Genomic DNA, 21,541 nt, shown 5'->3' on the forward strand with positions numbered 1-21,541 from the left:
AAGGCGGGCCAGGAGTCACAGGAGTCGCCAAGCGCTCCAACATCCCAGCCCGCTATACCCAAGCCTACGACGAGCCCACAAGTAGCTTGACTTCAGTTAGGAACTCAAGTTTCGGCCACCGAAGCCGCAACCACGAATTCTGAACTTAGATCAGGACTTCGGCTCGCCGGTCGGCTCGTCGTCGGTGGGCTTGCTGCTGGGCACGATGATGCGCTTGGTGGCCACCGGCTTGCCGTCGACTTTCTTGGTGACCTGGGGTGCAGGCGGCGGTGTGGTGATCCGGCCCTGAACGGGTGCACCGTTCTTCACGGTCGGAACGGACACCCGTTTGGTATCGGGTTTGTCTTTGGCGTCCGCCTCCGCACCGCCGGCACCGCGCATCGCACCGGGCGGAACCATCGGCATACCGGTCATGCCGCCGGTCGGCGCCGAACTGGGTGCGGGCACCCGCGGCGGCGGGGTTCCCGTCATGCCCGACGATGGTGACGTGCCGGCCGAGGGCACCGGCGGCGGGCCCAGCATCGCGGTCGGCGCGGTGCCGCCGATGCCGCCGCCCCCGCCGCCAGCTCCACCGCCCGAGTCCAATTCTCCTGGTGTCTCACCGAATCCGTCGAGTAGCGGGTCGCTGAGGCTGGCCTTGTCGAGCTGTGCTGCCGAACCGCCGGCCTGCTGCATCATGCCCATACCCGTCTGCATGGCCTGCTGGGCGCCCTGCGCGACCTGTTGGGGGATCTGGGCCAGCGGTTGCAGCGCACCGCCCAACGCTCCGGCCAGGGCGCCGGCGATGCCGGAAGCCATCTGCGGGAGTTGCTGTGCCATCTGCCCGGCTTCGCCCTGTCCGGCGACGCTCTTCATCTCGGCGCTGGCCTGTTCGTCCTGCGCGGGGAACTTCGCCGCTGCCTCAGCGGTCTTGGAGTCGCGTTTGGCGTGTTCTTCGATGCTTTCGGTGTTGTCCTTGGGATCACCGAGATTGGCGGCCAGACCCAGCACCCGAAGCAACTGCTCGATGGGCGTCATACCCGCGACGAGCGGGTCGGACGTGATGGGCGGCGGCGCCAGATTCATCCCGTTGGCAGCCAGATAATCGCTCGCGTTCGCGTTGAGCTGTCCACCAGTCATCGGTGCACCTCTCCTTTCAGTGCCAGATTCATGGCCTGAAACCACGCGAAGTGATAGTTGGCGCCGGTCTTTTCGCCCTTGATGAGCGCGTCGATCGTCGACAACAACTGCCAGTTGCCGACCTTAGCGGCGTCGACATGATCGGGGTAGTCAGTGAGGACGTGGCGGGCGATGGCGGCGAGGTGTTCGCGCAGCAGGTCGACTTCGGAGTCCAGATAGCCGGTGCCGGTGGTGGCGGCTTTGGCCAGAGTGTGGGCCAAGCGGGGGAGGCCGTCGCGCCATTTGGTGGCTTGGGAGAGTTCCCAGCCGAGGTCTTCGACTTGATCGGTGTCGCGGGCGCGGATGGACATCGAAACGGGTTCGGCGTCCTCGGCGGGCGGGAGGTATTGGCCGGGGGTGTAGGCGGCGGTCAGCGCGGTTTCGCCGAGCAACGCCTCCAGGGTGCGGCTGCGGCGGCCGGGGGAGAGCAGCTTGATGCCGGTGGGGATTTCGACGTGTGGTGGGATCCAACCGCTGGCGAGGTCGGTGGCCAGCACGGTGGTGCCGTCCTCGCGGTCACCGATTGCCCAACCTAGTTTGGGTTCCTGACGGGCGACGGCATCGAGGAGACGCTGCAAGCGCTGCTGTTCCTGGGTCTGTGCAGCGCCGGCACCGGCGAGGGCGCCGGTAGTGGTTGCGGCAAAGGCATTTTCGGTGATTCCGGTGGGTGTTGGGGATGCGGTGGGCGCGCCGGCCGGGGTCTGTCGGACGACGGCGGGCTGGCCGAGCTGGCTGGCGCTCGACGAGTGGACGGGTGCTGACGCCGGAGCTGCCGGTGAGGGAGCGGGGGCAGGGCTTGCGGGGGCGGTTGCCGCCGGAGGGCGGAGGTCTGCGCCGTAGGCGGGTAGAGGACCTGCCGGTGCAGCGGGTGCAGCGGTGGAGGGCATAACGGGTGCTGCTTGGGCTGCCGGTGCGGCCACGTAGGTCTGCGGAGTGTCGACGGCCGGAGCCGCGGGAGCCGGGGTGGTGTCGAAGGTGCTTGCAGCGTGGGCATTCTCGAAGACTGGTCCGCCTGCGGATGGCGCGGTCGGCGCCATCGGCGGCGTTGCCATGGTGTCGGGGTGAAACGGGACTTGCGGCTGCATGGCGTGGGCCGCGCTGCTGGAAAGTCCTTCGGTGCCTGCTGACACGGGGTTGCCTGCTTGTGCGCCGCTATTGAAGTTCTGCGCGAAGCCTTCGGGGGAGAGGGCGTTTGTGGGGGTGGTGGAGGGGGTGGATGACGCGGTCGGCTGTGGCGTACTCAGGCTTGGAGATGCTTGCCCGGCGGAGCTAACTGTCGGGTTACTTGGCAGGCCTGGAGTTGGAACGCTTGCTTGGGGCGGAGGTGGAAGAAATGGGGATGGGCTCTCCGCTCTCGCATACAGCGCGGCGTCGGTATCGCCCGGTTGCGCCGCTGGAAGTTGCACATCTGTCGTCGTACTTTGTGCTTTGACGTAAAGCTGGCCCGAGTCACCATCCGACGGGCCGGGGAGATCGGAAGTTCTTGGTGTGGGCGGGGGTGGTGCATTCTCAGCGGCGCCGTAGAGGTTTGGTGACCCGGATGCCGACCCAGTCGACGATCGCTGGTCCAGCATCTGTGTCACCTGACTTCGCAGAGCATCCCGGTCCTGCGCGCCGTACGTCGCGTCAAGATCGATTCCGTTCGACTTTGCAAAGTTGTGCGTCGAAGTGTCAACGCCATTCCTTTGAAGCACCGCCTGTATAGCACTCGACACGTTTCCGATGTGAGTCGCAGCCTTGCCGTTCGCATCCGACTGCGCAGACACGACGACCCCGACGATCTTCTCTACTTTCGTGGGAAGCGGTTCCCCAGAATTCTGGATTTGTTCGATCTCTGTGTTTCCCCGGGTCGCTATCTCCGTCAGGTCCGAACGCAACTGATTCGTTGACTGCTCCGCTGACTTGTAACTTTTCGCAAGTACAAAGTGTTTAGTAGAAAGATCTCGGGCGTGCCGTTCGCCCGCTTGGAACGCTGCTCGGGTGTCATCGGCGGTCGCCCCTTCTTGTGCTCCGAGCGGCCCTCCTGTAATCGATTTCAGGACATCTGCGTAAGTATCGAATGCATGACCACTCACATCTCGGTTTGCCGACGCAGACTCGATTATTTGGACCGAAGAATCGCTAGGCCATTGATGGCCCACCAGTATCGGGGACCATTGTCCTGGTGGAATATCTGTCATTTGCAGACCTGGGAAATCTTCGATGTGAGGGAGTCCGCGTTCCGGTAGTCGGCATCCAGTGTCGCTCTATCAGCATTGCCAATCTGGTCAAGAACCATGCCTTGATATTGGTCGGCAAGTGCTCTTACTGGGGTGGTCAGTTCGCCCGGCGTAGCAGGATTTTGGCTGAGCACGGTCGTGAGAAACGTTCCTGCGGCGTGAATGGCTATGCGGGAGTTGGCGATCACCGCTAGCGCTTCGTTGGGGTTGTCCAGCTGGCGACTATTTTCGGTAAGTGCGTTGAACGCTTTGTCGTATGCCTCGCAAACAGCATTCTTCGCATCCGCGACCTCTTGCTCGCTGTACGTCTTGGCCGCAGGTGCCTCAGGCTTGGGCGCGGGTCGGAACCACGCGCCGATGGCAACCGCAATCGCGATCACCGCGATGACGATGGCGATGATCGTCGGCACACGCGACGGGCCGCTCGAAGGGGGAGCTCCCTGCCACGGAGCTGGTCCTGTGGGCCCGGGTCCGTACGGCATTTGCGACATGTCGCGATCGTATCCTTTGCGTTTGCCGGAGCGCTATTCACCAATTGTGGCAATACCCGCTCCGACCTGGCTGTACACGCAGTTCAGATACGCCGAGCACCGGTGAAAACCAGGGCAATCGCCGACGTCGCGTCACCGTAGCCGTCGCCACACCGTTAGCTGGCCCAGACCAAACCGTGGCCCAACCTTGACTTGACCCGCGCAAAGCCCGGCGTAGACCATGAACCGATGCGTCGAGCCGCCGTTTCGATCTGTGCTGCCTTCAGCGCGGCAGTCCTCGCGCTGTCCTCGGCCCCGCCGAGCCATGCCGAGACCCCGTGGTTTCAGGCCAACGTTGGCAACGCGACCCAGGTACTGTCCGTCGTCAGCACCGGTGTCTCCACCGCGAACATGGACGTCTGGCAGCGCGGACCCAGCGGCTGGCAACCCATCGCCACCGCCATCCCCACCCACGTTGGCGCCAACGGCATGGTCCCGCAATCCCACGACGGCGAAATGAAGACGCCGATGGGCATCTTCACCCTCGACTTCGCCTTCGGCACCAAACCCAACCCGGGCGGCGGCCTGCAATACGTCCAGGTGACCCCGGACTACTGGTGGGACGGCGATATGAAGAGCCCCACCTACAACACGATGCAGGTCTGCAAGAAAGCCGACTGCCCCTTCGACACCAACCCGGCCAGCGGCACCGAGAACCTCTACATCCCGCAGTACGCCCACGCCATCGTGATGGGTGTCAACAAAGCCCGCGTGCCCGGCAACGGCGGTGCCTTCTTCGTCCACACCACCGACGGCGGACCCACCGCCGGCTGCGTCTCCCTCGACGACGGCACCTTGGTCAAGATCATGCGCTGGCTGCAACCCGGCGCGTTGATCGCTGTCGCCAAATAGCGGCATTGCGCCGAGCGTGGGGATTGTCGTCGACACCGACGACGATCGTCACCGACGAGCCGCACGCTCGGCGTTCGGGTCCGCAGCCCGCTAAGTAGAGACCGCTAAGTGACCGTGGCGATCGCCGCGCCTGCGGTCGCCTTGAAGTTCAGCGCCTCCGTCGACATCGTCACCTCGTAGGTGCGGTCGTATCCGGTCTTGCAGATCTTCCACCCGTCAGGCGTCTTGCGGTAGCGGTCGCGGTAGAACGCCGCGCCCTCCAGCATGAAGTTGAACTCCGGCACGATCACCCGGTCCTGCAGGTACCAGATGGCCTCCGCCTCGTCGCCGTCCACACTGATCTCCGGATGGGTCACGCGATGCTCGGTGAGCACACCGGCCGGCATTGCCTTGCGCATGAACTCCACCAGGTCGGTGCGGTTGGTGAAGTGATGCTCCTCGCCCAGTGAGGATCCGTAGTCACCGACGATGTCCTCGGTCAGGGTGTCGGCGAAGTCGTCCCAATGCTTGGTGTCCAGCGCCCGCAGGTAGCGGTACTTCACCTGTTTGATCGCTTCGATTGCTTCCGCGTCAGCCATGCCGGTCATTGCAGCACACCGAATGTGTCGACGGGGCGGGTTGTCCCGGTGACAATGATCCAAGCCTGGGGCAAACCACGATCAGGAGTCGCCGATGTCCGAACGGGATCAACCCGAGGCCAGTGACGCTGGGGCCGCCGTCCCACGAACCAACTTCATCGAAGGCCTCCTGCGGTCCCCGTTCTCCGGCATCGCGCCCTGGATCCTCATGGCGATCATGTCGGGACCGGGCCGCTTCGGCCAGGCCGCGGCCGCCGCACTGGCATTGAACCTCATCGTGATGTGGGTCGGCAGCCGGCGCGGCATCAGGGTCCATTCCCTCGAAGTGTTCGGCGCGGTGGTTTTCGCCGTCTTCGTCGGATTGGGAATCCTGGGCTCACCGACACTCGTCGACTGGCTCGAACTGTGGGCCGGCGAGATCACCAATGGAACGCTGGCTGCCTACGCGCTGGCCACCCTGGTGATTCGCCGCCCGTTCACCATGGGCTACGCCCGCGACACCGTCGAACCCGAACACTGGAGCAGCCCGCTCTTCATTCGGGTCAACTACATCTTGACCTCGGTGTGGGCCGGGGCATTCGTCATCAACACGCTCGTCGGCTCATTCGGCGACGCCGTGTTGCACGACGGCGACAACTTCTGGACCGGCTGGATCGTGCAACTCGCCGTCACCTTCCTCGCCGTCGCGATCACCGAGTTCTATCCCGACTACGTGCAGGCGAAATCTCTGGCCGCCGCCGGCGAATCAGATAGCCCGCCACCGTCATTCGCACGATTGCTGGACTGGCTTCCCGGTTTCGTCGTCGGTATCGGGATCGCCGGCTTGATCAGTGATTCGTTCGCCGTCGGCATCGGGATCGCCCTGATCGTCATCGGCCTGGTGGTCGGTGCCGTCACAAGAAAACGATTTCCGCAGGACAAGGAGGGAACCGCATGACGAAACTCGCCGTCATCTACTATTCGGCAACCGGTCACGGCACCAAGATGGCCAACAAGGTCGTCGCCGCCGCCGAATCGGCGGGAGCCGAAGTGCGCCTTCGGCATATCGCCGAGACTCGCGACCCGGCGACCTTCGCCCAGAACCCGGCCTGGACGGCCAACTACGAAGCGACCAAGGACAAGCCGGTTGCTTCCGGCGACGATATCGTCTGGGCTGACGCGGTCATCTTCGGTACGCCCACCCGATTCGGTTCTCCTGCAGCGCAATTCCGTACGTTCATCGACTCGCTCGGCGGCTTGTGGGCACAGGGCAAGCTCGCCGACAAGATCTACGCGGCGTTCACGTCGTCGCAGACTGCCCACGGTGGCCAAGAGACCACCCTGCTCGCCCTCTACATCACGCTCATGCACTTCGGCGGCATCCTCGTATCACCCGGCTACACCGATCCGGTCAAGTTCGGCGACGGTAACCCCTATGGGGTTGGCCATATCACCGGCCCGGAGAACAAGAATGAGATCGACGACGCTACCGCGGCCGCCCTCGAGCATTTGGCGCGCCGGGTGGTCACCGTCGCCGGACGGCTTCACGCCGTCTCAAACGAGTGACCCCCGGCGCGGTGCTAACTCAGTGTCAGCGCAGGTCGTCGTCGTAGCGCTGGGCGATGGCGACGAGCTCCTCGCGAACCGTTGACTGGGGAAGCGCGTTGATCCGCGCGTACAGGCGCCGCCGCCGCACGGCCCGCTTCACATCACTGCGAAACTGTGCAATCGACATGGTGTTCTCAACTCCTAGTTCACCCCTGGATCTACAGGGGTTTGTTTGCTATTTGCGGTCGCCATTCAGGGATCGCCTGTTCTGACAACCCCACGATCGTGCTTGTTAATTCCATGTAAAGCAACCTATTACGTGTGAGTTTGGATACAGAACGGCATTGCCGCAGGACAGCTTTCGTTGATCTGTGATGCCCGACACCCGGAGGGCCGGCCTGTGACGGCGTTCGCTGAACCTAGTCCTGCAGGTAGCGCGTGACCATGTCGACCAGAATCTGACGTTCCCGCTGCCACTCCAGATGTGAGTTGACGATCATCTCGACCAGCACCATCCCGCGCAACGATGACCAGATCACCTCGGCGACCCCGGGATCGTCGGAGATCAGTCGCCCGAGCTCGTTGATCGCGTTGTTGATCTCCAGCAGGTGCCGTTTGGCGCTGTCGCCGTGGGTGCCGCGAGTGGCGCGCAGAATCTCGAACGCCGCCAATGATGTCGGGCTGCTGTAACAGCGGAACGCGGTGTCGACGACGACCTCGATCCGTTCCCGCAGCCCCAGGTCGGCGACATCAGCCTCGCCGAGACTCGCCAGCAGCCCGGCCACGCCCTCGTCCACCACCGCCATCAGCAGACCGTTGCGGTCACCGAAGTGGTACTGGATCACCCCCCAGGTGACCCCGGCGCGCTCGGCGACATGTTTGGCGGTCGCGGCGGGAAATCCCTCCTCGACCACGCACCGGACGGTTTCGTCGATGATCAACGCCCGGGTGTCATCGCCCCGCTTGCGCGGCGCCTGGGTTTGCCGCGTAGGAGGAGTGCCGAGCGCCTTCACATCGTTGACTTTATAACATTGACACGACTATGTTTCGCGTATGAGCCAGCCCCTCAGCCGCTACGCCCAGTTGTCCCGGGCCGAGCTAGCCGTCCTCGTGCCCGAATTGCTGCTGATCGGCCAGCTGATCGACCGTTCCGGTATGGCCTGGTGCATCCAGTCGTTCGGGCGGCCCGAAATGCTGCAGATCGCCATCGAGGAATGGGCCGGCGCCAGCCCGATCTACACCAAGCGCATGCAGAAGGCCCTCAAGTACGAGGGCACCGACATCGTCACCATCTTCAAAGGCCTTCAGCTCGACATCGGCGCCCCGCCGCAATTCATGGACTTCCGCTACACCGTCCACGACCGCTGGCACGGCGAGTTCCACCTCGACCACTGCGGCGCCCTGCTCGACGTCGAGCCGATGGGGCCGGACTACGTCAAGGGCATGTGCCACGACATCGAGGACCCCACCTTCGACGCGACCGCGGTGGCCACCAACGCCAAGGCGCAGGTGCGCCCCATCCACCGCCCGCCCCGCACTCCCGCCGACCGCCACCCGCATTGCGCGTGGACCGTCATCATCGACGAGTCCTACCCCGAGGTCACCGGTATCCCGGCACTGGACATCGTGGCCCAAACCAAGGCGGCGACTTGGGAACTGGAGCCAATCGATCCGGACGACGAAGGCCAAGGCGACTATTCGGGCGCGCTGCTGTCCGACGTCGACTTCGCGGCGTTCTCACACTCCGCGTTGGTGCGCATCGCCGACGAAGTGGTGCTGCAGATGCACCTGCTGAACCTGTCGTTCGGCATCGCGGTGCGCGCCCGCGCCGGCGACAACACCGAGCTGGCCACCGAGATCTGCACCAAGCAGCTCACCGGCATCGCCGGGGTGTCAGCCGAGCGGATCAAACGAGCCCTGAAGCTGCCCAACGACTTCGACGGCCTCGCCAAGGTCATCGAACTGCACCCGCTGTTCAACCCCGCCGGATATGTCGTCGCCGACACCGAAGGCGGCCGGCTGCACGTGCACCCCTCGCCCGCACACGACGACGGGTCCTGGATTTCGCTGTGTTCGCCGGCGTCCCCACGACCGTTGCAGGCCATCGCCACCGCCGTCGACCCGCACATCGTGGTGAGCATCTCCGGAACCGACCAGGACTGGACCGCCGAATTCGAGAAGACCGAGACCGCCGTCAAGGATTCGCCCGAGGTGGAAGTCACCAAGTTCAGCCAGGGCGCCACCTTCGAGTTCGAAGAGCGGCGTTCCCTTCCGCTGACGGTGGTGTAGCCCATGGTCTACCGCGTCGTGCAATGGGGCACCGGGGCGGTGGGAGTCGAAGCCATCCGGGGCATCCTCGACCATCCGGATCTGGACCTGGTCGGGGTCAAGGTCTACTCCGCGCAGAAGGCCGGGGCGGATGCCGGAGTGCTCGCCGGACGTGACCCGGTCGGCGTCACCGCCACCATCGACATCGACACCGCCGACGTGGACGCGGTCCTCTACGCCCCACGCCACCCCTCGGTCGACGACGCGGTCGCGATCCTGGCGTGCGGTGCCAACCTCATCACCACCGCGTTCGCGTTCCACCCCGCCCGGATGTCGCCGCACGACCGTGACCGACTCCAGCAGGCGTGCACGGAAGGGGACAGCTCCCTGCACGGCACCGGTCTGAACCCGGGCAACCTCGGCGTCGTCATCCCGCTGGCCCTGACCGGAATGTCGCGAAACATCGAACACGTCCGGGTCCAGGAGCGCGCCGACTGGTCGGTCTACGACAGCGTGGAGATCACCTTCGACCAGATGCATTTCGGCAGTCCGCTGGACGAGGTCGACGCGCAGACCGACGGGCTGCGGTTCACCAGTCAGCTTTTCCAGGAACAGGTTTGGCTACTCGGAGACGCCCTGGGTCTGGGCGTCGACCAGGTCACCACCGAGTTGGAAGTGATTCCGGCCAGTGCCGATCGCGATGTGTGCGGCCGTACCCTGCGCGCCGGTACCGTCGCCGGGCAGCACTGGCGCTGGTCGGGCCGTCGCAACGGTGAGCCGGTCGTCGAGGTGGAAACCCTGTGGACGGTGGGGGAACCCCAACCGAAACACTGGCCGGCCCCCCAGCACGGCTGGACCGTGACCATCGAGGGCACGCCCTCAATGCAGGCGCATCTGATGACGCTGGCCAGCTTCCGCCGCGACGTGCCGCTGGTCGAGCACGTCCGGTCGGCCAGCGTGGCGACCGCGATGCAGGCGGTGAACGCCATCGGTCCGGTGTGCGATTCCGGCGCGGGCTTCGTCACCATGGCGGACCTGCCGCTGAGTCTGTACCGCCGCTGAGAACTTTCGCTGGCCGCGAAGGTCCAAGGTGTCGACTCCGGCCACCAACTGAGCGCACACTGGCAGTCATGGAGAACAACGGACCGTTCGGGTTCGATCCCGACGATATCGATCGGGTGGTGCGTGAGGCCAGTGAAGGCCTTCGGGACGCCTTTGGACGCTTCCTGAACAACTCCGGAGGGGGCGCCGCGTTCGGCGGGCTGTTCGACGAGTTCACCCGCGGTTCGCGGCCCCGCTCGCAGCCGGAGACCGCGGGGGAGGCCGGTGACGGGGTGTGGGCCATCTACACCACCGACGCCGGCGGCAAGGCACACGTCGAGCAGGTCTATCAGAGCGAGCTCGAGGCGCTGCGGGCCAACAAGCGCAACACCGACGCCAACCGCAGCGTGCGGTTTCTGCCCTATGGCATCGACGTCAGTGTCCTGGACGGACCCACCAGTGCCGACGACGAGACCGGCGACACCGACTAACTACATCGTCAGGACCATGCGGTAGCGCGCACGGCCCTCGTCCATCGCGGCGTAGGCTTCCGCGGCCTCGGCCAGCGGCCGCTCCTGGATGCGCGCCCGCACCCCGGACAGCACCGCGAAATGCAGGGTGTCCTCGATGTCGGCCGAGGTGCCCGATGGATGGCCGACCACACTGATATTGCCGAACAGCAGATCGCCCGGAGAGATGGGCAGCGGATCGAATGTCGCCCCGATGATCACCAATTTCCCTTGGGGCGCAAGCCCGCCCACGGTCGCCGCCATGGCCGCCGAATTGGCCGCCGTGGCCAGCACCACCTGGGCGCCACCGAGCGCCTGCAACGCCTGGCCGACGTCACCGGCCGTCGAGTCGACGTAGTGGTGGGCACCCAACTCCTTGGCGTCGTTCTCCTTGCCCGCCCCACGGGCGATCGCGATGGTCTCGAAGCCCATGGCGCGGGACCACTGGACGCCCAGATGTCCGAGCCCGCCGATGCCCAGGACCGCGACGCGGTCCCCGGCCACCGCGCGGGTGGTGCGCAGCGCGTTGTACGTCGTCACTCCGGCGCACCCCATCGGGGCGGCCTCGGCGAACGACAACTCGTCGGGGATGCGGGCCAGTGCGGTGCGCGGCGCGACGACCGACTCGGCATAGCCGCCCGGATAGTTCCAGCTCGGCACCTGCAGATTCGCGCACTGCATGAACTGCCCCTTGCGGCAGGGCAGGCACGTGTTGCAGTTGCCGCCGAACCAACCCACCGCCACCCGGTCACCGACAGCGAAGCCCTCGACACCCGAGCCCAGCTCGGCGATCGTTCCGGCGATCTCGTGTCCGGGGGTGACCGGCCAGCTCAGATTGGGGAAGGCGCCGGTGACGAAGGCGTGGTCGGTGCCGCACACCCCGCAGGCATTGACCGCGATGCGCACATGGTCCGGGGGTGGTGACGTGGTTTCCACGTCCGCCAATTCGAGCGGTTCCCCGGGTGATTTCACGTGTACAGCGCGGTGATTTGCCATCGGTTCCCCTCGAATTCGCCATGATGCTGGGTCTGCTCAGATTAACTCAGCAGAAAGGGTCTTTGACCCCTATTCTCGGGGCCGTCCCGGCCTTACGATCCCCGCATCTGGGAGAGGCGTGGGCATGACCGGAACACTGGACCAACCACACATTCAGACCGACGACGTCCGCCGGAGCGAGATCGACGCGATCGTCGACAGGGCCGCCGATGCCGCGCGGGAATTCCGAAAACTCGACCAGGAGCAGGTCGATCGGATCGTCGAGGCGATGGTCCGCGCCGGTGTGCGTGCAGCCGGTGAGCTCGCCGCGCTGGCCATCGAGGAAACCGGCTTCGGGGTCTTCGAGGACAAGGTCGTCAAGAACTACGTGGCCACCGAGTTCCTGCACGACTACTTGCGTGACAAGAAGTCCGTCGGGGTCATCGACGAAGACGTCGAGCACAACATCGTCTATGTCGCCGAACCGATCGGTGTCGTACTGGCCATCACCCCGGTCACCAACCCGACGTCCACCGTGTTGTTCAAGGCGATCGTCGCGGCCAAGACGCGCAACGCGGTGCTGTTCCGCCCTTCCCCCTATGCGGTGCGCTGCTGCGAGCGCAGCGTGGAGATCTTGCGCGAGGCAGCCGAAGCGGCCGGGATGCCGCCCGGCGCTTTACAGGTGATTCCCGACGCCGCCCACGAAGTGACGCACTACCTGTTCAAGCATCCCGAGGTCGACTTCATCTGGGTGACCGGCGGCCCGAAAATCGTTGCGCTGGCCAACCAGGCCGGCAAGCCCGCGTTGAGCGTCGGGCCCGGCAATGCGCCGATCTACATCCACAAGACGGCCGACCTGCGGGGTGCGGTGGTCGATGTTCTGATCTCCAAAACCTTTGACTCGTCCGTGATCTGCCCGGCTGAGCAGACCTGCATCATCGATGGCGAGATCTACGACGCGATGCTCGCCGAATTCGAGAAGATGGGGGCACACCTGCTGACCAAGGCGCAGGCGGCCAAAATCACCGAGTTCGCGTTCGGGTGCGGTGACAAGGTGGCGATGGATGCGGTGGGCCAGAAGGCCCCGGAGTTGGCCGCCAGGGCGGGATTCAGCGTTGCGCCCACCGTCAAGGTGCTGCTGGCGCCGCTACCGGCCGACCTCGACGCACTGGCCGCCCATCCGTTGATCGCCGAGAAGCTGATGCCGGTGCTCGGGGTGGTGCGTGCCCGCACCGTCCAGCACGCCATCGACATCGCAGTTCTGGTGACCGAACACGGCGGCCTGGGCCACACGTCGGCGATCTACGCCGACGACCAGGCGGTGATCGATGCCTACAGCCTGGCCGTGCGCACCGGCCGCATCCTGGTCAACGCGCCCACGGCGGTCGGAGCGCTGGGCGGGGTGTACAACAACCTCACGCCGACGTTCTCACTGGGCTGCGGCACCTGGGGCGGGTCGAGCACCACCGAGAACGTGAACTACCGCCAGTTGCTCAACATCAAGACCGTGGCGCATCGGCGCACCCCGCCGCAGTGGTTCCGGGTGCCGTCCAACACCTACTTCAACGCCGGGGCGCTGGACAACCTGCGCGAACTCGATTGTGAGACAGTCGTTGTGGTGACCGACGCGCTGTCCGACGAGCGGGGTGTGACCGATCTGCTGCGTAGCAAGCTCGGCAGCCGGCACGTGCAGGTGTTCTCCGAAGTCACCCCCGAACCGGACGAGGTGACAATCCGCCGCGGCGTCGCGTTGATGCAACGGGTGCAACCCGAGGTCCTCATCGCGGTCGGCGGTGGCTCCGTTCTGGACGCCGGCAAGGCGATGCGGCTGTTCTACGAACACCCCGAGAAGAGTCTCGACGAGTTGACGATGCCGTTCCTGGACCCCCGTAAACGCGTCGCCGACTACCCGACGGATCGACACCGAGTCCAATTGGTGGCCATCCCCACCACTTCCGGTACCGGATCGGAGGTATCCCCGGCCGCAGTGCTGACTGTGGGCGGCAGGAAGCAGACGCTGGTCGACTACAGCCTGGTGCCCGAGATGGCGATCGTCGACCCGCTGTTGACGTCCACGATGCCGGCCAATCTAACCGCCGATACCGGGGTGGACGCGCTGACCCACGCGCTGGAAGCCGCCGTGTCGATCTTCGCCTCGCCCTATACCGACGCGCTGTGCGCGCAGGCCGCTCGGCTGATCTTCGACGCGCTGCCGCGGGCTCACCGCGACCCCGACGACATCGATGCCCGCACCCAGATGTCCAACGCGGCGACGCTGGCCGGACTGGCGTTCTCCAACGCCTTCGTCGGGACCAACCATGCCCTGGCGCATGCGACCGGCGCGGCATTCGGCATCCCGCACGGCAGAGCGAACGGCATATTCCTGCCACATGTGTTGCAGTACAACGCGAGTCTGCCCAGCAAGTTCATGCCCGCACCCGGCTACTCCGCCTACGTCGCACCGCAGAAGTATGCTCAGATCGGCGCGCTGATCTTCGGCGGCCACAGCCCCGAGGACAGTCGGAACCGGCTCTTCACCGGAGTCGACCAGCTACTCGACGAGCTGGCCATGCCACGATCACTGCGTGAATTCGGGGTCCGCGAAGACGCGTTCACCGAGGCACTTCCCGGGCTGGCCATGACCGCGTTCGAGGATCTGTCCAACCGCACGAACCCACGGATGCCGTTGGTCAGCGAGATCACCGAATTGCTGACGCTCGGCTACTACGGCACCGACTGATCCCTCAGTCGAGGATGCGACGGGCGACGTTGGTGCTCACCAGGTCCAGCAGCTCGTCGGCCCGGCCGGCGAAGATGGTGCGGATCGCGTAGAGGGTGAACCCCTTGGCCTGCTCAGCGGAAATGGCCGGCGGAATGGACATCTCCTGACGTGCCACCACCACGTCGATCAGTGCCGGACCGTCGTGCGCCAGCGCCTCGGCGATTGCCTGCTCCAGATCGGCGGGGTGTTCGACCCGGCGACCGAAGAGCCCGATCGCTCGCGCGACGGCTCCGAAGTCCGGGTTCTTCAGGTCGGTGCCGAAGTTGACCACCCCGGCGGCCTTCATCTCCAGTTCGACGAAGTTCAACGACGAGTTGTTGAAGACGATCACCTTCACCGGCAGGTTGTTCTGCACCAGCGTGAGCAGCTCACCGAACGACATCGTCAGTCCGCCGTCGCCGGCCAGCGCGATCACCTGCCGTCCCGGGTACGCGGTCTGGGCTCCGATCGCGTGCGGCAGCGCACAGGCCATCGTGCCGTGGGTGAACGACCCGGTGATTCGTCGCCTGCCGTTCATCGTCAGGTATCGCGCTGTCCAGATGGTCGGCGAGCCGACGTCGAAGGTGAAGACGGCGTCCTCGGTGGCGAGGCGATCCACCACGCCGGCAACATATTCCGGACGTATCGGCGCCTTGTCGCGGTCGTTGACGGCCAGCGCGTCCAGCGATTTGCGGGTGCGCTGATAGTGATTGAGCGCCCGATCCAGATGCGTCCGATCCGCCTTGTGCATCAGCAGTGGAAGAAGGGCGTCGATCGTGTCTTTCACCGACCCGACCAACCCGAGATCAACCGGAGTGCGCCGCCCGAGGTGGGCACCGCGAATGTCGACCTGGATGATCCGCGCGTTGTCGGGGTAGAACTGCGAGTACGGGAAGTCGGTGCCCAGCATCAGCAGCACGTCGGCTTCCTTGATCGCCTTGTATCCGGAGGCGAATCCGAGCAGGCCGGTCATCCCGACGTCGAAGGGGTTGTCGTATTCGATGTGCTCCTTGCCGCGGAACGCGTGCACGATGGGCGAATTGAGCGTTTCGGCGAGTCGGATCAGTTCTGGGTGTGCGCCCGCGGTTCCCGCACCGCCGAGAATGGTCACTCGCGAACCCGCGTTCAGGATCTCTGCCGCGCGACGCAGCGAGTCGTCGTCGGGGCGCAGGACCGAACTCGTCGGCAGCACCGGTCGGGTGTTCCATGCGTCGTCGGGCAGCGTGGCCAGGAACACCTCGCCCGGAATCACCAGTACCGCAACGCCGTTCTCCTCGACCGCGGTCCGCATGGCGATCTCGACCAGACGTGGCGCCATTTCCGGGGTGCTGACCAACTCGCAGTACACGCTGCACTCCCGGAACAACTCCTGCGGATGCGTCTCCTGGAAATAGCCCGTCCCGACCTCGTTGAGCGGGATATGCGCGGCGATCGCCAGCACCGGCACCCGGGTGCGCTGAGCGTCGTAGAGGCCGTTGATCAGATGCGTATTACCGGGTCCGCAGCTTCCCGCGCACACCGCCAGCTCACCGGTCAGCGCCGCGTCGGCAGTGGCGGCGAAGGCCGCCGTCTCTTCGTGTCGGACGTGTTCCCAGGTGATCCCCTCGGAGCGCCGGATCGCGTCGGTGAACCCGTTGAGGCTGTCGCCGGGCAGCCCGTAGACACGGCTGACGCCGCTGGACTGCAATGCCGCCAGGATGTGCTGTGCGACGGTCGGCACGGCTAGATCTCGCCGGACGCGGTGGCGGGGATCAATTCGCCTTCGGAGCGACGGCGATCGACCGCGAAGCAGAGCAGGCTGGCCAGAAAGGTGACGACGGTGACCGTTGCCGCTATGCCCGACGCGCCGGGACCGGTGGTCCCCAACGTGCTCAGCAACAGGGCGAACGCCACCACTGCGGTGAGGTTCAGCACGAGTCCCACAGTACGGAGAACCTCACCTGCTGCGTGTCGATTTCAGCGCGGGGTGCTTTCGCCTGGCCTCAGACGGTCTGCAGGCCCGAGTGTCCCGGCACGTGCAGGTAGCCGTTGGGATCGACCTCGTCCCACACCGCGGCGTAGATCTCCGCCTTCAGTGCCTGCGCGTCCTCTTCGACGTTCAGCAGGTCGGCGAGCTCGTCGTAGCCGTAGTACAGAATCGACAGAGGTGTGGTGGTCAGCAGCACGGCGTTGATGGCGGCCTGGGAGGTGTCTTTGTGACCGAGTGCTGCCTGAAGCAGCGAGGGCAGTAGTTCGGCGACCGGCACCACGGCGTTCAGGCTCGGGGTCATCTGCGACACCCGCCAGCTCAGCTCGTAAAGCTCCCGCACGACCGGCTGCACGTCAGCGGGAAACAGTGCGACCAAACCCTTTTCGATGCTGTATATCGCGGCGGGCATCCCGATGGGTGCCGGATCGTCGGCGGGGAACGGATCGATCTGGTCGGGGAAGTCGATGGTCGTCGACGGGGCGTCGCTGGCCGACGGTGTCACCGCAGCGGCAAGCGTGGTGGCGGCGGCCGACTCCGGCGTGACCTGATCCGGCGGCGGGGTCGTCGTCGACAGTGGCAGGCCGGACTCGCCGCGGTTGTGCAGCAATGCGAACGGGTCGAAGAGGTTCCACAACGAGGAGATGAACCACTCCTGCAGCTGCAGGGCCGGGGCTTCCAGGTTGAGGACGTCGGCGACCTCGTTGTAGCCGTAGTACAGGACTGCGACCGGGTGGATCGTGACGATCAGGTTGTTGATGACGCGCTGGGCGGCGGCCTTGTCGCCGTCGAAGGCGGCGGGCAGGTCGGTGGCGATGTTGGTGAACGGGACGATGATGTTGACCCACGGAATCATCTGGGTGAGGCGGTAGCCCAACTCGAATCCTTCACGGCCGACGGCCTTTATGTCGTTCGGGAACACGCTCATGAAGGACAGTTCGAGGGTCCAGATCGGGCCGGGCATATCCTGCGGTGCCGGCTCCGGCGGCATCCACCGGAACGGGTTCCAGAACGCCGTCGCGGGATTGACGGTGGCGGCGGCGGTCGCCGCGGCGGTGGTTTCGGTGGTCTCTGTGCTCTCGGTGGTAGCCGCGGCCGTCGACGTGGTGTCGGTGCTCTCGGTGGCAGCCGCCGGCCTCGGCGCCGAGTGCCCGGTGCCCTTGAAGAGGCCCTCCAGTTTTTCGACCTGGGTGGACTCGAACGAGGCGGCGGTGGTCTTGGCGCTGGTCGGTGTCGACGCGGCGGACTTGGTGTTGGCGGCGGCGCTGGTGACCGTGCCGTTGAGCTTGGACACCGGCTTGGTGCGCTTGCTGGTGCCGGTCGCCGACTTCTTCGGCCCGCTATCGGACTTCGCCGAATCGGAGCTGCTCGACGAACCGGAGTTGCCGGTGTCGGCGCTTGCTACGCCCTGGCTTGCCGCGGCAATGGCCGCGCCCACCCCGACCGCAACAGCGACCCCGCCGACATAACCGACATACTTACTCGACCCCATTTGCTGCCCCTTCGCTGGTTCTAGGGCATCGTAGACGAGCGGGCAGGTCAGGACCACCCAACCGGTTAATGGCACGATTACGGATGCTTGCCCTTGGCCGACGTACGGGTTACCCGGCGTCCTCGCGGATGTCGGTGTTCGCTACCGAATCCGGGCCAGAGTCCGAGGTCACCGCACATTTGCGCCGGGGCAGCCGGGCGGCGCCGTCGTTGCTCGAACGCGGGGTTTCCGGACTGCGGTGGGGGCGGGTGCCCGTCGGCGTGGCGCCGTCCTTGATGGTCGGCGCGTCCCGCCGCCCACAGGTGGCCGGCGGGTCGGCTTTGCCGGAACGGTGGTGACGGTGCCGGTCGACAGGTGTGCATCGGTACCTGACCGGCCGCCGCCGAGTACGGCCACTACCGACGCAGCACAGTTCTTTGCTGGCCGGTTGGCCGGCCCAACGAAGCGGATGTGCGCAGTTCAGCGGGTGTCCCGGTGGGTCGGTCGGGATGGTGAACGGCAAAGGTGACGCCACGATGGCCCCACTAAGCCCCCAGATACCTGCCCCGCCGGGTTTCGGCTCTATGGTTTAGCGGTGCCTGATTTTGATCGTCGAAGTCTGATGCTGATGGCGGGATTCGGTGCCGTCGCCGCCGCGCTGCCGATGCCGAGTGCGGGAGCCACACCGATCCGCCCGCAAGCGCCGGCACCCAATGCCGCGGCCCCGGCCTACCTCTTCCACGACGAGTTCGACGGTCCGGCCGGCTCGGCCCCGGACCCGGCCAAGTGGAACATCGCCAAGGCGCGCGAGCTCATCAAGAACCCGGTGTTCTGGGATCGGCCCGAGAACATGGGCCAGTACCGCGACAACCGTCAGCATGTCTTCCTGGACGGCAATTCGAATCTCGTCATCCGCGCGACGCGTGATGCCAACAAGTACGTCAGCGGCAAGGTCGTCGGAACCTGGTGGGGCGGACTCGGAACCACGTGGGAAGCCCGGATCAAGTTCAACTGCCTCACGGCGGGATGCTGGCCGGCCTGGTGGCTGATGAACGACCATCCGGTGGCCGGTGGCGAGGTCGACCTCGTCGAGTGGTATGGCAACGGCGAATGGCCCTCCGGCACAACAGTTCACGCCCGTCTTGACGGGACTTCGTTCGCGACCCAGCCGGTCGGCGTGGACAGCAACTGGCACACCTGGCGAGTCACGTGGAACGACGCCGGGATGTACTTCTGGCAGGACTACGTCGACGGGGCCGAGCCGTATTTCACGGTTCCGGCGTTCTCCCTTGACGACTGGCCCTTCAACCTGCCTGAGTACCGGATGTTCCCGGTGCTCAACCTCGCGGTCAGCGGCTCGGGCGGCGGGGATCCGCGGCCGGGCACCTATCCGGCGGAGATGCTCGTCGACTACGTGCGGGTCTGGTAGGAGTTTCGTTTCAGCAAACCGCCGAATGTGTCACTGATGTGAACAGTTGATGCTCGGCCAGCGCTGATGCGTTTCGTCGGTCACTATGTGGCAATGCGGTGGAAGTCGTGGAAGAGCTCTTTGGCGGTCGTGGCACTCGGCGCCGTGGGCGCGCTGGCTGTCGGTACGGTGGCGAACGAGCGTGAGCCCGTCGTGATGGCGGAGAAGTGCTCGCCCGGGGAGACCCTCGACCCGGCAACCGACGTCTGCATGCCGGCGTTGCCAACCGACGTCGTCGAGGTGACGACCCCGGTGGGTGGCGGGCTGCCCGAGGTCGACGGCGTGCCCTGCACCGGCTCGAACACCAACGAGTGCATAGGCCTGGGCGAGCAGGAGTTGGCCGCCGGCCCGACGGTGGAGGCGAGTTCCACGCTGACCGCTGAGTCGGTCGACGAGAAACCGACCACGGTTTCCCTCGCGCCCCCGGCGTAGCGGCCGAGTCAGCTCGCGCCCGCCGTGATCACCTCGTCCACCTCGACTGCCCGGGCCGCCATCTCGGCGTGCGCCTTGTCCAGCGCCTCGGCCTGATCCTCGTCGGCTTTCATCAGCGCTTCGATGTCGAAGCCGGCCATATCGTGAACACCCATGTCCCGGAAGGCTTTCTGTACCTTGTCACCCCACAGTCCGATGTCCTTGACGATCGGCACGATGCGGCTGAACAGGTGCGAGCGGAACTGGATCATCAATGGTGAGGTGTCGACCCACTCGGCGCACGCTTTGACGTCCATGCCGAGGGTTTCGAAGACCTCCTCGCCGCGGAACCGATCGCGCATGAGGTAGCAGGCGTCTACGACGAACTCTTCCCGCTCGTCCCGCTCGGCCGTGGTCAGCGCGGAGTAGTAGTCCTTGAGCGAGATGCGGCCGAACGCGACGTGTCGGGCCTCGTCCTGCATGACATAGGCCAGCACCTGCTTGGCCAGCGAATCCGGAGCCGCCATATCGCGCAGCACCCCGAACGCGGCGAGGGCGAGGCCCTCGATGAGCACCTGCATGCCCAGGTAGGGCATGTCCCATCTCGAGTCGCGCAGGGTGTCTTCCAGCAGGGAGGTCAGGTTTGTGTTGATCGGGTAGACCAGATCGACCTTCTCCTGCAGGAACCGGGAGAACGCCTCGACGTGCCGGGCCTCGTCCATCGTCTGGGTGGCCGCGTAGAACTTCGCGTCCATGTCCGGGACGACCTCGACGATCTTGGCCGCACACACCATCGCGCCCTGCTCGCCGTGCAGGAACTGCGAGAACTGCCAGGCCTGGAAGTGCTGACGCATCACCGCGCGACGCGCGTCGTCGGCAGCGTCCCACATCGGGCTGCCGAACAGGGGATGGAACTCGTCGGGCAGACCGACCGGGTTCATCGGGTCGACGTCCTGAGCCCAGTCGATGCGGGATTGCGCGTCCCACTGCTTGTCCTTGCCCTTCTGATACAGCGAAAGGAGTCGAGCGCGCCCCTCGTCGTACTCCCAGGTGAAGCGCGCGTCGCCGCCGCTGGGCATATCCAACGAGTACGGGTCGGGCACTTCGGTGTACTTGTCCTTCGTGGTCATGAACCGCCGCCTCTCGCCTGATACCCGGTGACGTATATCACAGTGCGCCGGGTTCGACCGTGCCGTCAAGGCCGGCAGCCGACGGACCATACCCGACGGCCGGCCCGCACCCGGCGGGTCGAACGAGCATTTGTCAGACCGCGAAGGTTGCACATTGCTACCCTGATCGAGCGATCAGTGAGGTATCGGGGACGCATATGGCTGCACAACACCGTGCGACACGGCGGACCAAGGTGAACGCGCAGCGCACCGCGGGCCGCCACCGCGCTCAAGGCAGTCACGCTGACGTATCCCTCTTGCTCGGGGCCGGAGCCCTCACCGTCGGTGTCTACGCGTCGCTGGCCGTCACAACCGGGGTTGCCCACGCCGAGCCCTCGACCGGCGGGACCGGTGGATCCCCCTCATCGAGCCACGACGCCAAGGGGCCCGCGGTCGGCGCCAGCGGCCGCTCCACGCCGGCGAGACACAACGCCAGGCGACCCACCAGCACGCTACGAGCGACCGGCAGCATTCGACCGACGCGGCCCGCCGCCACCACGGTGCCCAAGACGTCGACCGCCGCGCGTGGTGCCACGAGCCCCGCCGCGGCGCGCTCGGCGGCCGGCAGTCCCACCGCTGTCCGGGCGGTGGGACACGTCGCACCCTCCGCCCCAGACCGTCACGTCTCGACGAAATCG

Annotated in this window: 22 protein-coding genes; 10 read left to right on the plus strand and 12 right to left on the minus strand. The window is 65.7% G+C overall.

Annotation, left to right across the window (positions count from 1 at the left end; translation table 11 throughout):
• Positions 1 to 150: 150 nt before the first annotated feature.
• The 3 genes from ORI27_RS30025 to ORI27_RS30035 all read right to left on the minus strand — a co-directional run bounded on the left by ORI27_RS30025 (position 151) and on the right by ORI27_RS30035 (position 3,787).
• Positions 151 to 1,119 (minus strand): hypothetical protein, encoded by a 969-nt coding sequence (locus tag ORI27_RS30025; protein ID WP_266000808.1) that lies wholly within the window; start codon positions 1,117 to 1,119, stop codon positions 151 to 153.
• Complete coding sequence (locus tag ORI27_RS30030; RefSeq protein ID WP_266000809.1) at positions 1,116 to 2,288, minus strand: DUF5631 domain-containing protein; 1,173 nt, start codon at positions 2,286 to 2,288, stop codon at positions 1,116 to 1,118. Before ORI27_RS30030 ends, ORI27_RS30025 begins: the two co-directional genes overlap by 4 nt.
• Positions 2,289 to 3,334: 1,046 nt before the next feature.
• Complete coding sequence (locus ORI27_RS30035; RefSeq protein ID WP_266000810.1) at positions 3,335 to 3,787, minus strand: hypothetical protein; 453 nt, start codon at positions 3,785 to 3,787, stop codon at positions 3,335 to 3,337.
• 309 nt (positions 3,788 to 4,096) lie between these two features.
• On the opposite strand from ORI27_RS30035, the gene ORI27_RS30040 reads away from it, so the two are divergent.
• Complete coding sequence (locus ORI27_RS30040; protein WP_266000811.1) at positions 4,097 to 4,759, plus strand: L,D-transpeptidase family protein; 663 nt, start codon at positions 4,097 to 4,099, stop codon at positions 4,757 to 4,759.
• A gap of 104 nt (positions 4,760 to 4,863) precedes the next feature.
• Here ORI27_RS30040 and ORI27_RS30045 read toward each other — a convergent pair whose 3' ends face one another.
• Positions 4,864 to 5,361 carry a nuclear transport factor 2 family protein gene (locus ORI27_RS30045; protein ID WP_407666484.1) on the minus strand — a complete coding sequence of 166 codons (498 nt, stop codon included), beginning with the start codon at positions 5,359 to 5,361 and terminating at the stop codon, positions 4,864 to 4,866.
• 70 nt (positions 5,362 to 5,431) lie between these two features.
• Here ORI27_RS30045 and ORI27_RS30050 point away from each other — a divergent pair, with 70 nt between their 5' ends.
• Both ORI27_RS30050 and wrbA read left to right on the plus strand, forming a co-directional pair.
• Positions 5,432 to 6,274 carry a DUF3159 domain-containing protein gene (locus ORI27_RS30050; RefSeq protein ID WP_266000813.1) on the plus strand — a complete coding sequence of 281 codons (843 nt, stop codon included), beginning with the start codon at positions 5,432 to 5,434 and terminating at the stop codon, positions 6,272 to 6,274.
• Positions 6,271 to 6,882: an NAD(P)H:quinone oxidoreductase gene (gene wrbA / locus ORI27_RS30055; protein ID WP_266000814.1), complete on the plus strand. Its 612-nt coding sequence runs from the start codon at positions 6,271 to 6,273 to the stop codon at positions 6,880 to 6,882. The genes ORI27_RS30050 and wrbA overlap by 4 nt, the downstream gene beginning before the upstream one ends.
• Before the next feature lie 25 nt (positions 6,883 to 6,907).
• On the opposite strand, the gene ORI27_RS30060 is transcribed toward wrbA, so the two are convergent.
• Together ORI27_RS30060 and ORI27_RS30065 are read right to left on the minus strand one after the other, a co-directional pair.
• The gene (locus ORI27_RS30060; RefSeq protein ID WP_266000815.1) at positions 6,908 to 7,051 is read right to left on the minus strand and encodes a hypothetical protein; all 144 of its coding nucleotides are present in this window, start codon (positions 7,049 to 7,051) and stop codon (positions 6,908 to 6,910) included.
• Positions 7,052 to 7,283: 232 nt separating this feature from the next.
• On the minus strand, positions 7,284 to 7,877 hold the full coding sequence (locus ORI27_RS30065) for a TetR/AcrR family transcriptional regulator (protein WP_266000816.1): 594 nt from the start codon (positions 7,875 to 7,877) through the stop codon (positions 7,284 to 7,286).
• A gap of 40 nt (positions 7,878 to 7,917) precedes the next feature.
• Here ORI27_RS30065 and ORI27_RS30070 point away from each other — a divergent pair, with 40 nt between their 5' ends.
• The 3 genes from ORI27_RS30070 to ORI27_RS30080 all read left to right on the plus strand — a co-directional run bounded on the left by ORI27_RS30070 (position 7,918) and on the right by ORI27_RS30080 (position 10,664).
• Positions 7,918 to 9,153: a hypothetical protein gene (locus ORI27_RS30070; protein WP_266000817.1), complete on the plus strand. Its 1,236-nt coding sequence runs from the start codon at positions 7,918 to 7,920 to the stop codon at positions 9,151 to 9,153.
• A gap of 3 nt (positions 9,154 to 9,156) precedes the next feature.
• Positions 9,157 to 10,194, plus strand: a complete 1,038-nt coding sequence (locus ORI27_RS30075) for an NAD(P)H-dependent amine dehydrogenase family protein (protein WP_266000818.1) — start codon at positions 9,157 to 9,159, stop codon at positions 10,192 to 10,194.
• A 68-nt stretch (positions 10,195 to 10,262) separates the two neighbouring features.
• Positions 10,263 to 10,664: a hypothetical protein gene (locus ORI27_RS30080; protein WP_266000819.1), complete on the plus strand. Its 402-nt coding sequence runs from the start codon at positions 10,263 to 10,265 to the stop codon at positions 10,662 to 10,664.
• Here the strand turns inward: ORI27_RS30080 and ORI27_RS30085 are convergent, their stop codons facing one another.
• The gene (locus ORI27_RS30085; protein WP_266000820.1) at positions 10,665 to 11,678 is read right to left on the minus strand and encodes an alcohol dehydrogenase catalytic domain-containing protein; all 1,014 of its coding nucleotides are present in this window, start codon (positions 11,676 to 11,678) and stop codon (positions 10,665 to 10,667) included.
• A 124-nt stretch (positions 11,679 to 11,802) separates the two neighbouring features.
• On the opposite strand from ORI27_RS30085, the gene adhE reads away from it, so the two are divergent.
• Complete coding sequence (gene adhE, locus ORI27_RS30090) at positions 11,803 to 14,397, plus strand: bifunctional acetaldehyde-CoA/alcohol dehydrogenase (RefSeq protein ID WP_266000821.1); 2,595 nt, start codon at positions 11,803 to 11,805, stop codon at positions 14,395 to 14,397.
• A gap of 4 nt (positions 14,398 to 14,401) precedes the next feature.
• Here adhE and poxB read toward each other — a convergent pair whose 3' ends face one another.
• Genes poxB through ORI27_RS30105 form a run of 3 tightly spaced genes read right to left on the minus strand, consistent with a single transcriptional unit; the run spans position 14,402 to position 17,876 of the window.
• Positions 14,402 to 16,138, minus strand: a complete 1,737-nt coding sequence (gene poxB / locus ORI27_RS30095; protein WP_266000822.1) for a ubiquinone-dependent pyruvate dehydrogenase — start codon at positions 16,136 to 16,138, stop codon at positions 14,402 to 14,404.
• Between the two features lie 2 nt (positions 16,139 to 16,140).
• Positions 16,141 to 16,341, minus strand: coding sequence for a hypothetical protein (locus tag ORI27_RS30100; RefSeq protein ID WP_266000823.1), 201 nt, complete (start codon positions 16,339 to 16,341; stop codon positions 16,141 to 16,143).
• Positions 16,342 to 16,400: 59 nt separating this feature from the next.
• Positions 16,401 to 17,876 carry a hypothetical protein gene (locus ORI27_RS30105; protein ID WP_266000824.1) on the minus strand — a complete coding sequence of 492 codons (1,476 nt, stop codon included), beginning with the start codon at positions 17,874 to 17,876 and terminating at the stop codon, positions 16,401 to 16,403.
• Positions 17,877 to 17,959: 83 nt separating this feature from the next.
• On the opposite strand from ORI27_RS30105, the gene ORI27_RS30110 reads away from it, so the two are divergent.
• The 3 genes from ORI27_RS30110 to ORI27_RS30120 all read left to right on the plus strand — a co-directional run bounded on the left by ORI27_RS30110 (position 17,960) and on the right by ORI27_RS30120 (position 19,755).
• The gene (locus ORI27_RS30110) at positions 17,960 to 18,214 is read left to right on the plus strand and encodes a hypothetical protein (RefSeq protein WP_266000825.1); all 255 of its coding nucleotides are present in this window, start codon (positions 17,960 to 17,962) and stop codon (positions 18,212 to 18,214) included.
• Positions 18,215 to 18,477: 263 nt separating this feature from the next.
• Positions 18,478 to 19,284 carry a glycoside hydrolase family 16 protein gene (locus ORI27_RS30115; RefSeq protein ID WP_266000840.1) on the plus strand — a complete coding sequence of 269 codons (807 nt, stop codon included), beginning with the start codon at positions 18,478 to 18,480 and terminating at the stop codon, positions 19,282 to 19,284.
• A gap of 93 nt (positions 19,285 to 19,377) precedes the next feature.
• On the plus strand, positions 19,378 to 19,755 hold the full coding sequence (locus ORI27_RS30120) for an intersectin-EH binding protein Ibp1 (protein WP_266000826.1): 378 nt from the start codon (positions 19,378 to 19,380) through the stop codon (positions 19,753 to 19,755).
• 8 nt (positions 19,756 to 19,763) lie between these two features.
• Here ORI27_RS30120 and ORI27_RS30125 read toward each other — a convergent pair whose 3' ends face one another.
• Entirely contained in the window at positions 19,764 to 20,864 is a 1,101-nt protein-coding gene (locus ORI27_RS30125) for a ferritin-like domain-containing protein (RefSeq protein ID WP_266000827.1), read from the minus strand.
• Positions 20,865 to 21,192: 328 nt separating this feature from the next.
• Complete coding sequence (locus tag ORI27_RS30130; RefSeq protein ID WP_266000828.1) at positions 21,193 to 21,477, minus strand: hypothetical protein; 285 nt, start codon at positions 21,475 to 21,477, stop codon at positions 21,193 to 21,195.
• Between the last annotated feature and the right edge of the window lie 64 nt (positions 21,478 to 21,541).

The sequence above is a fragment of the Mycobacterium pinniadriaticum genome (genome assembly GCF_026242045.1).
Taxonomy (GTDB): domain Bacteria; phylum Actinomycetota; class Actinomycetes; order Mycobacteriales; family Mycobacteriaceae; genus Mycobacterium; species Mycobacterium pinniadriaticum.

Bases quoted from the DNA above. Each gene is read 5' to 3' on its own strand.
- ORI27_RS30025 (WP_266000808.1), bottom strand. From the start codon at position 1,119: ATGACTGGTGGACAGCTCAACGCGAACGCGAGCGATTATCTGGCTGCC.
- ORI27_RS30040 (WP_266000811.1), top strand. From the start codon at position 4,097: ATGCGTCGAGCCGCCGTTTCGATCTGTGCTGCCTTCAGCGCGGCAGTC.
- ORI27_RS30050 (WP_266000813.1), top strand. From the start codon at position 5,432: ATGTCCGAACGGGATCAACCCGAGGCCAGTGACGCTGGGGCCGCCGTC.
- wrbA (WP_266000814.1), top strand. From the start codon at position 6,271: ATGACGAAACTCGCCGTCATCTACTATTCGGCAACCGGTCACGGCACC.
- ORI27_RS30060 (WP_266000815.1), bottom strand. From the start codon at position 7,051: ATGTCGATTGCACAGTTTCGCAGTGATGTGAAGCGGGCCGTGCGGCGG.
- ORI27_RS30070 (WP_266000817.1), top strand. From the start codon at position 7,918: ATGAGCCAGCCCCTCAGCCGCTACGCCCAGTTGTCCCGGGCCGAGCTA.
- ORI27_RS30075 (WP_266000818.1), top strand. From the start codon at position 9,157: ATGGTCTACCGCGTCGTGCAATGGGGCACCGGGGCGGTGGGAGTCGAA.
- ORI27_RS30080 (WP_266000819.1), top strand. From the start codon at position 10,263: ATGGAGAACAACGGACCGTTCGGGTTCGATCCCGACGATATCGATCGG.
- ORI27_RS30085 (WP_266000820.1), bottom strand. From the start codon at position 11,678: ATGGCAAATCACCGCGCTGTACACGTGAAATCACCCGGGGAACCGCTC.
- adhE (WP_266000821.1), top strand. From the start codon at position 11,803: ATGACCGGAACACTGGACCAACCACACATTCAGACCGACGACGTCCGC.
- ORI27_RS30105 (WP_266000824.1), bottom strand. From the start codon at position 17,876: ATGGGGTCGAGTAAGTATGTCGGTTATGTCGGCGGGGTCGCTGTTGCG.
- ORI27_RS30110 (WP_266000825.1), top strand. From the start codon at position 17,960: ATGCTTGCCCTTGGCCGACGTACGGGTTACCCGGCGTCCTCGCGGATG.
- ORI27_RS30115 (WP_266000840.1), top strand. From the start codon at position 18,478: ATGCTGATGGCGGGATTCGGTGCCGTCGCCGCCGCGCTGCCGATGCCG.
- ORI27_RS30120 (WP_266000826.1), top strand. From the start codon at position 19,378: ATGCGGTGGAAGTCGTGGAAGAGCTCTTTGGCGGTCGTGGCACTCGGC.
- ORI27_RS30125 (WP_266000827.1), bottom strand. From the start codon at position 20,864: ATGACCACGAAGGACAAGTACACCGAAGTGCCCGACCCGTACTCGTTG.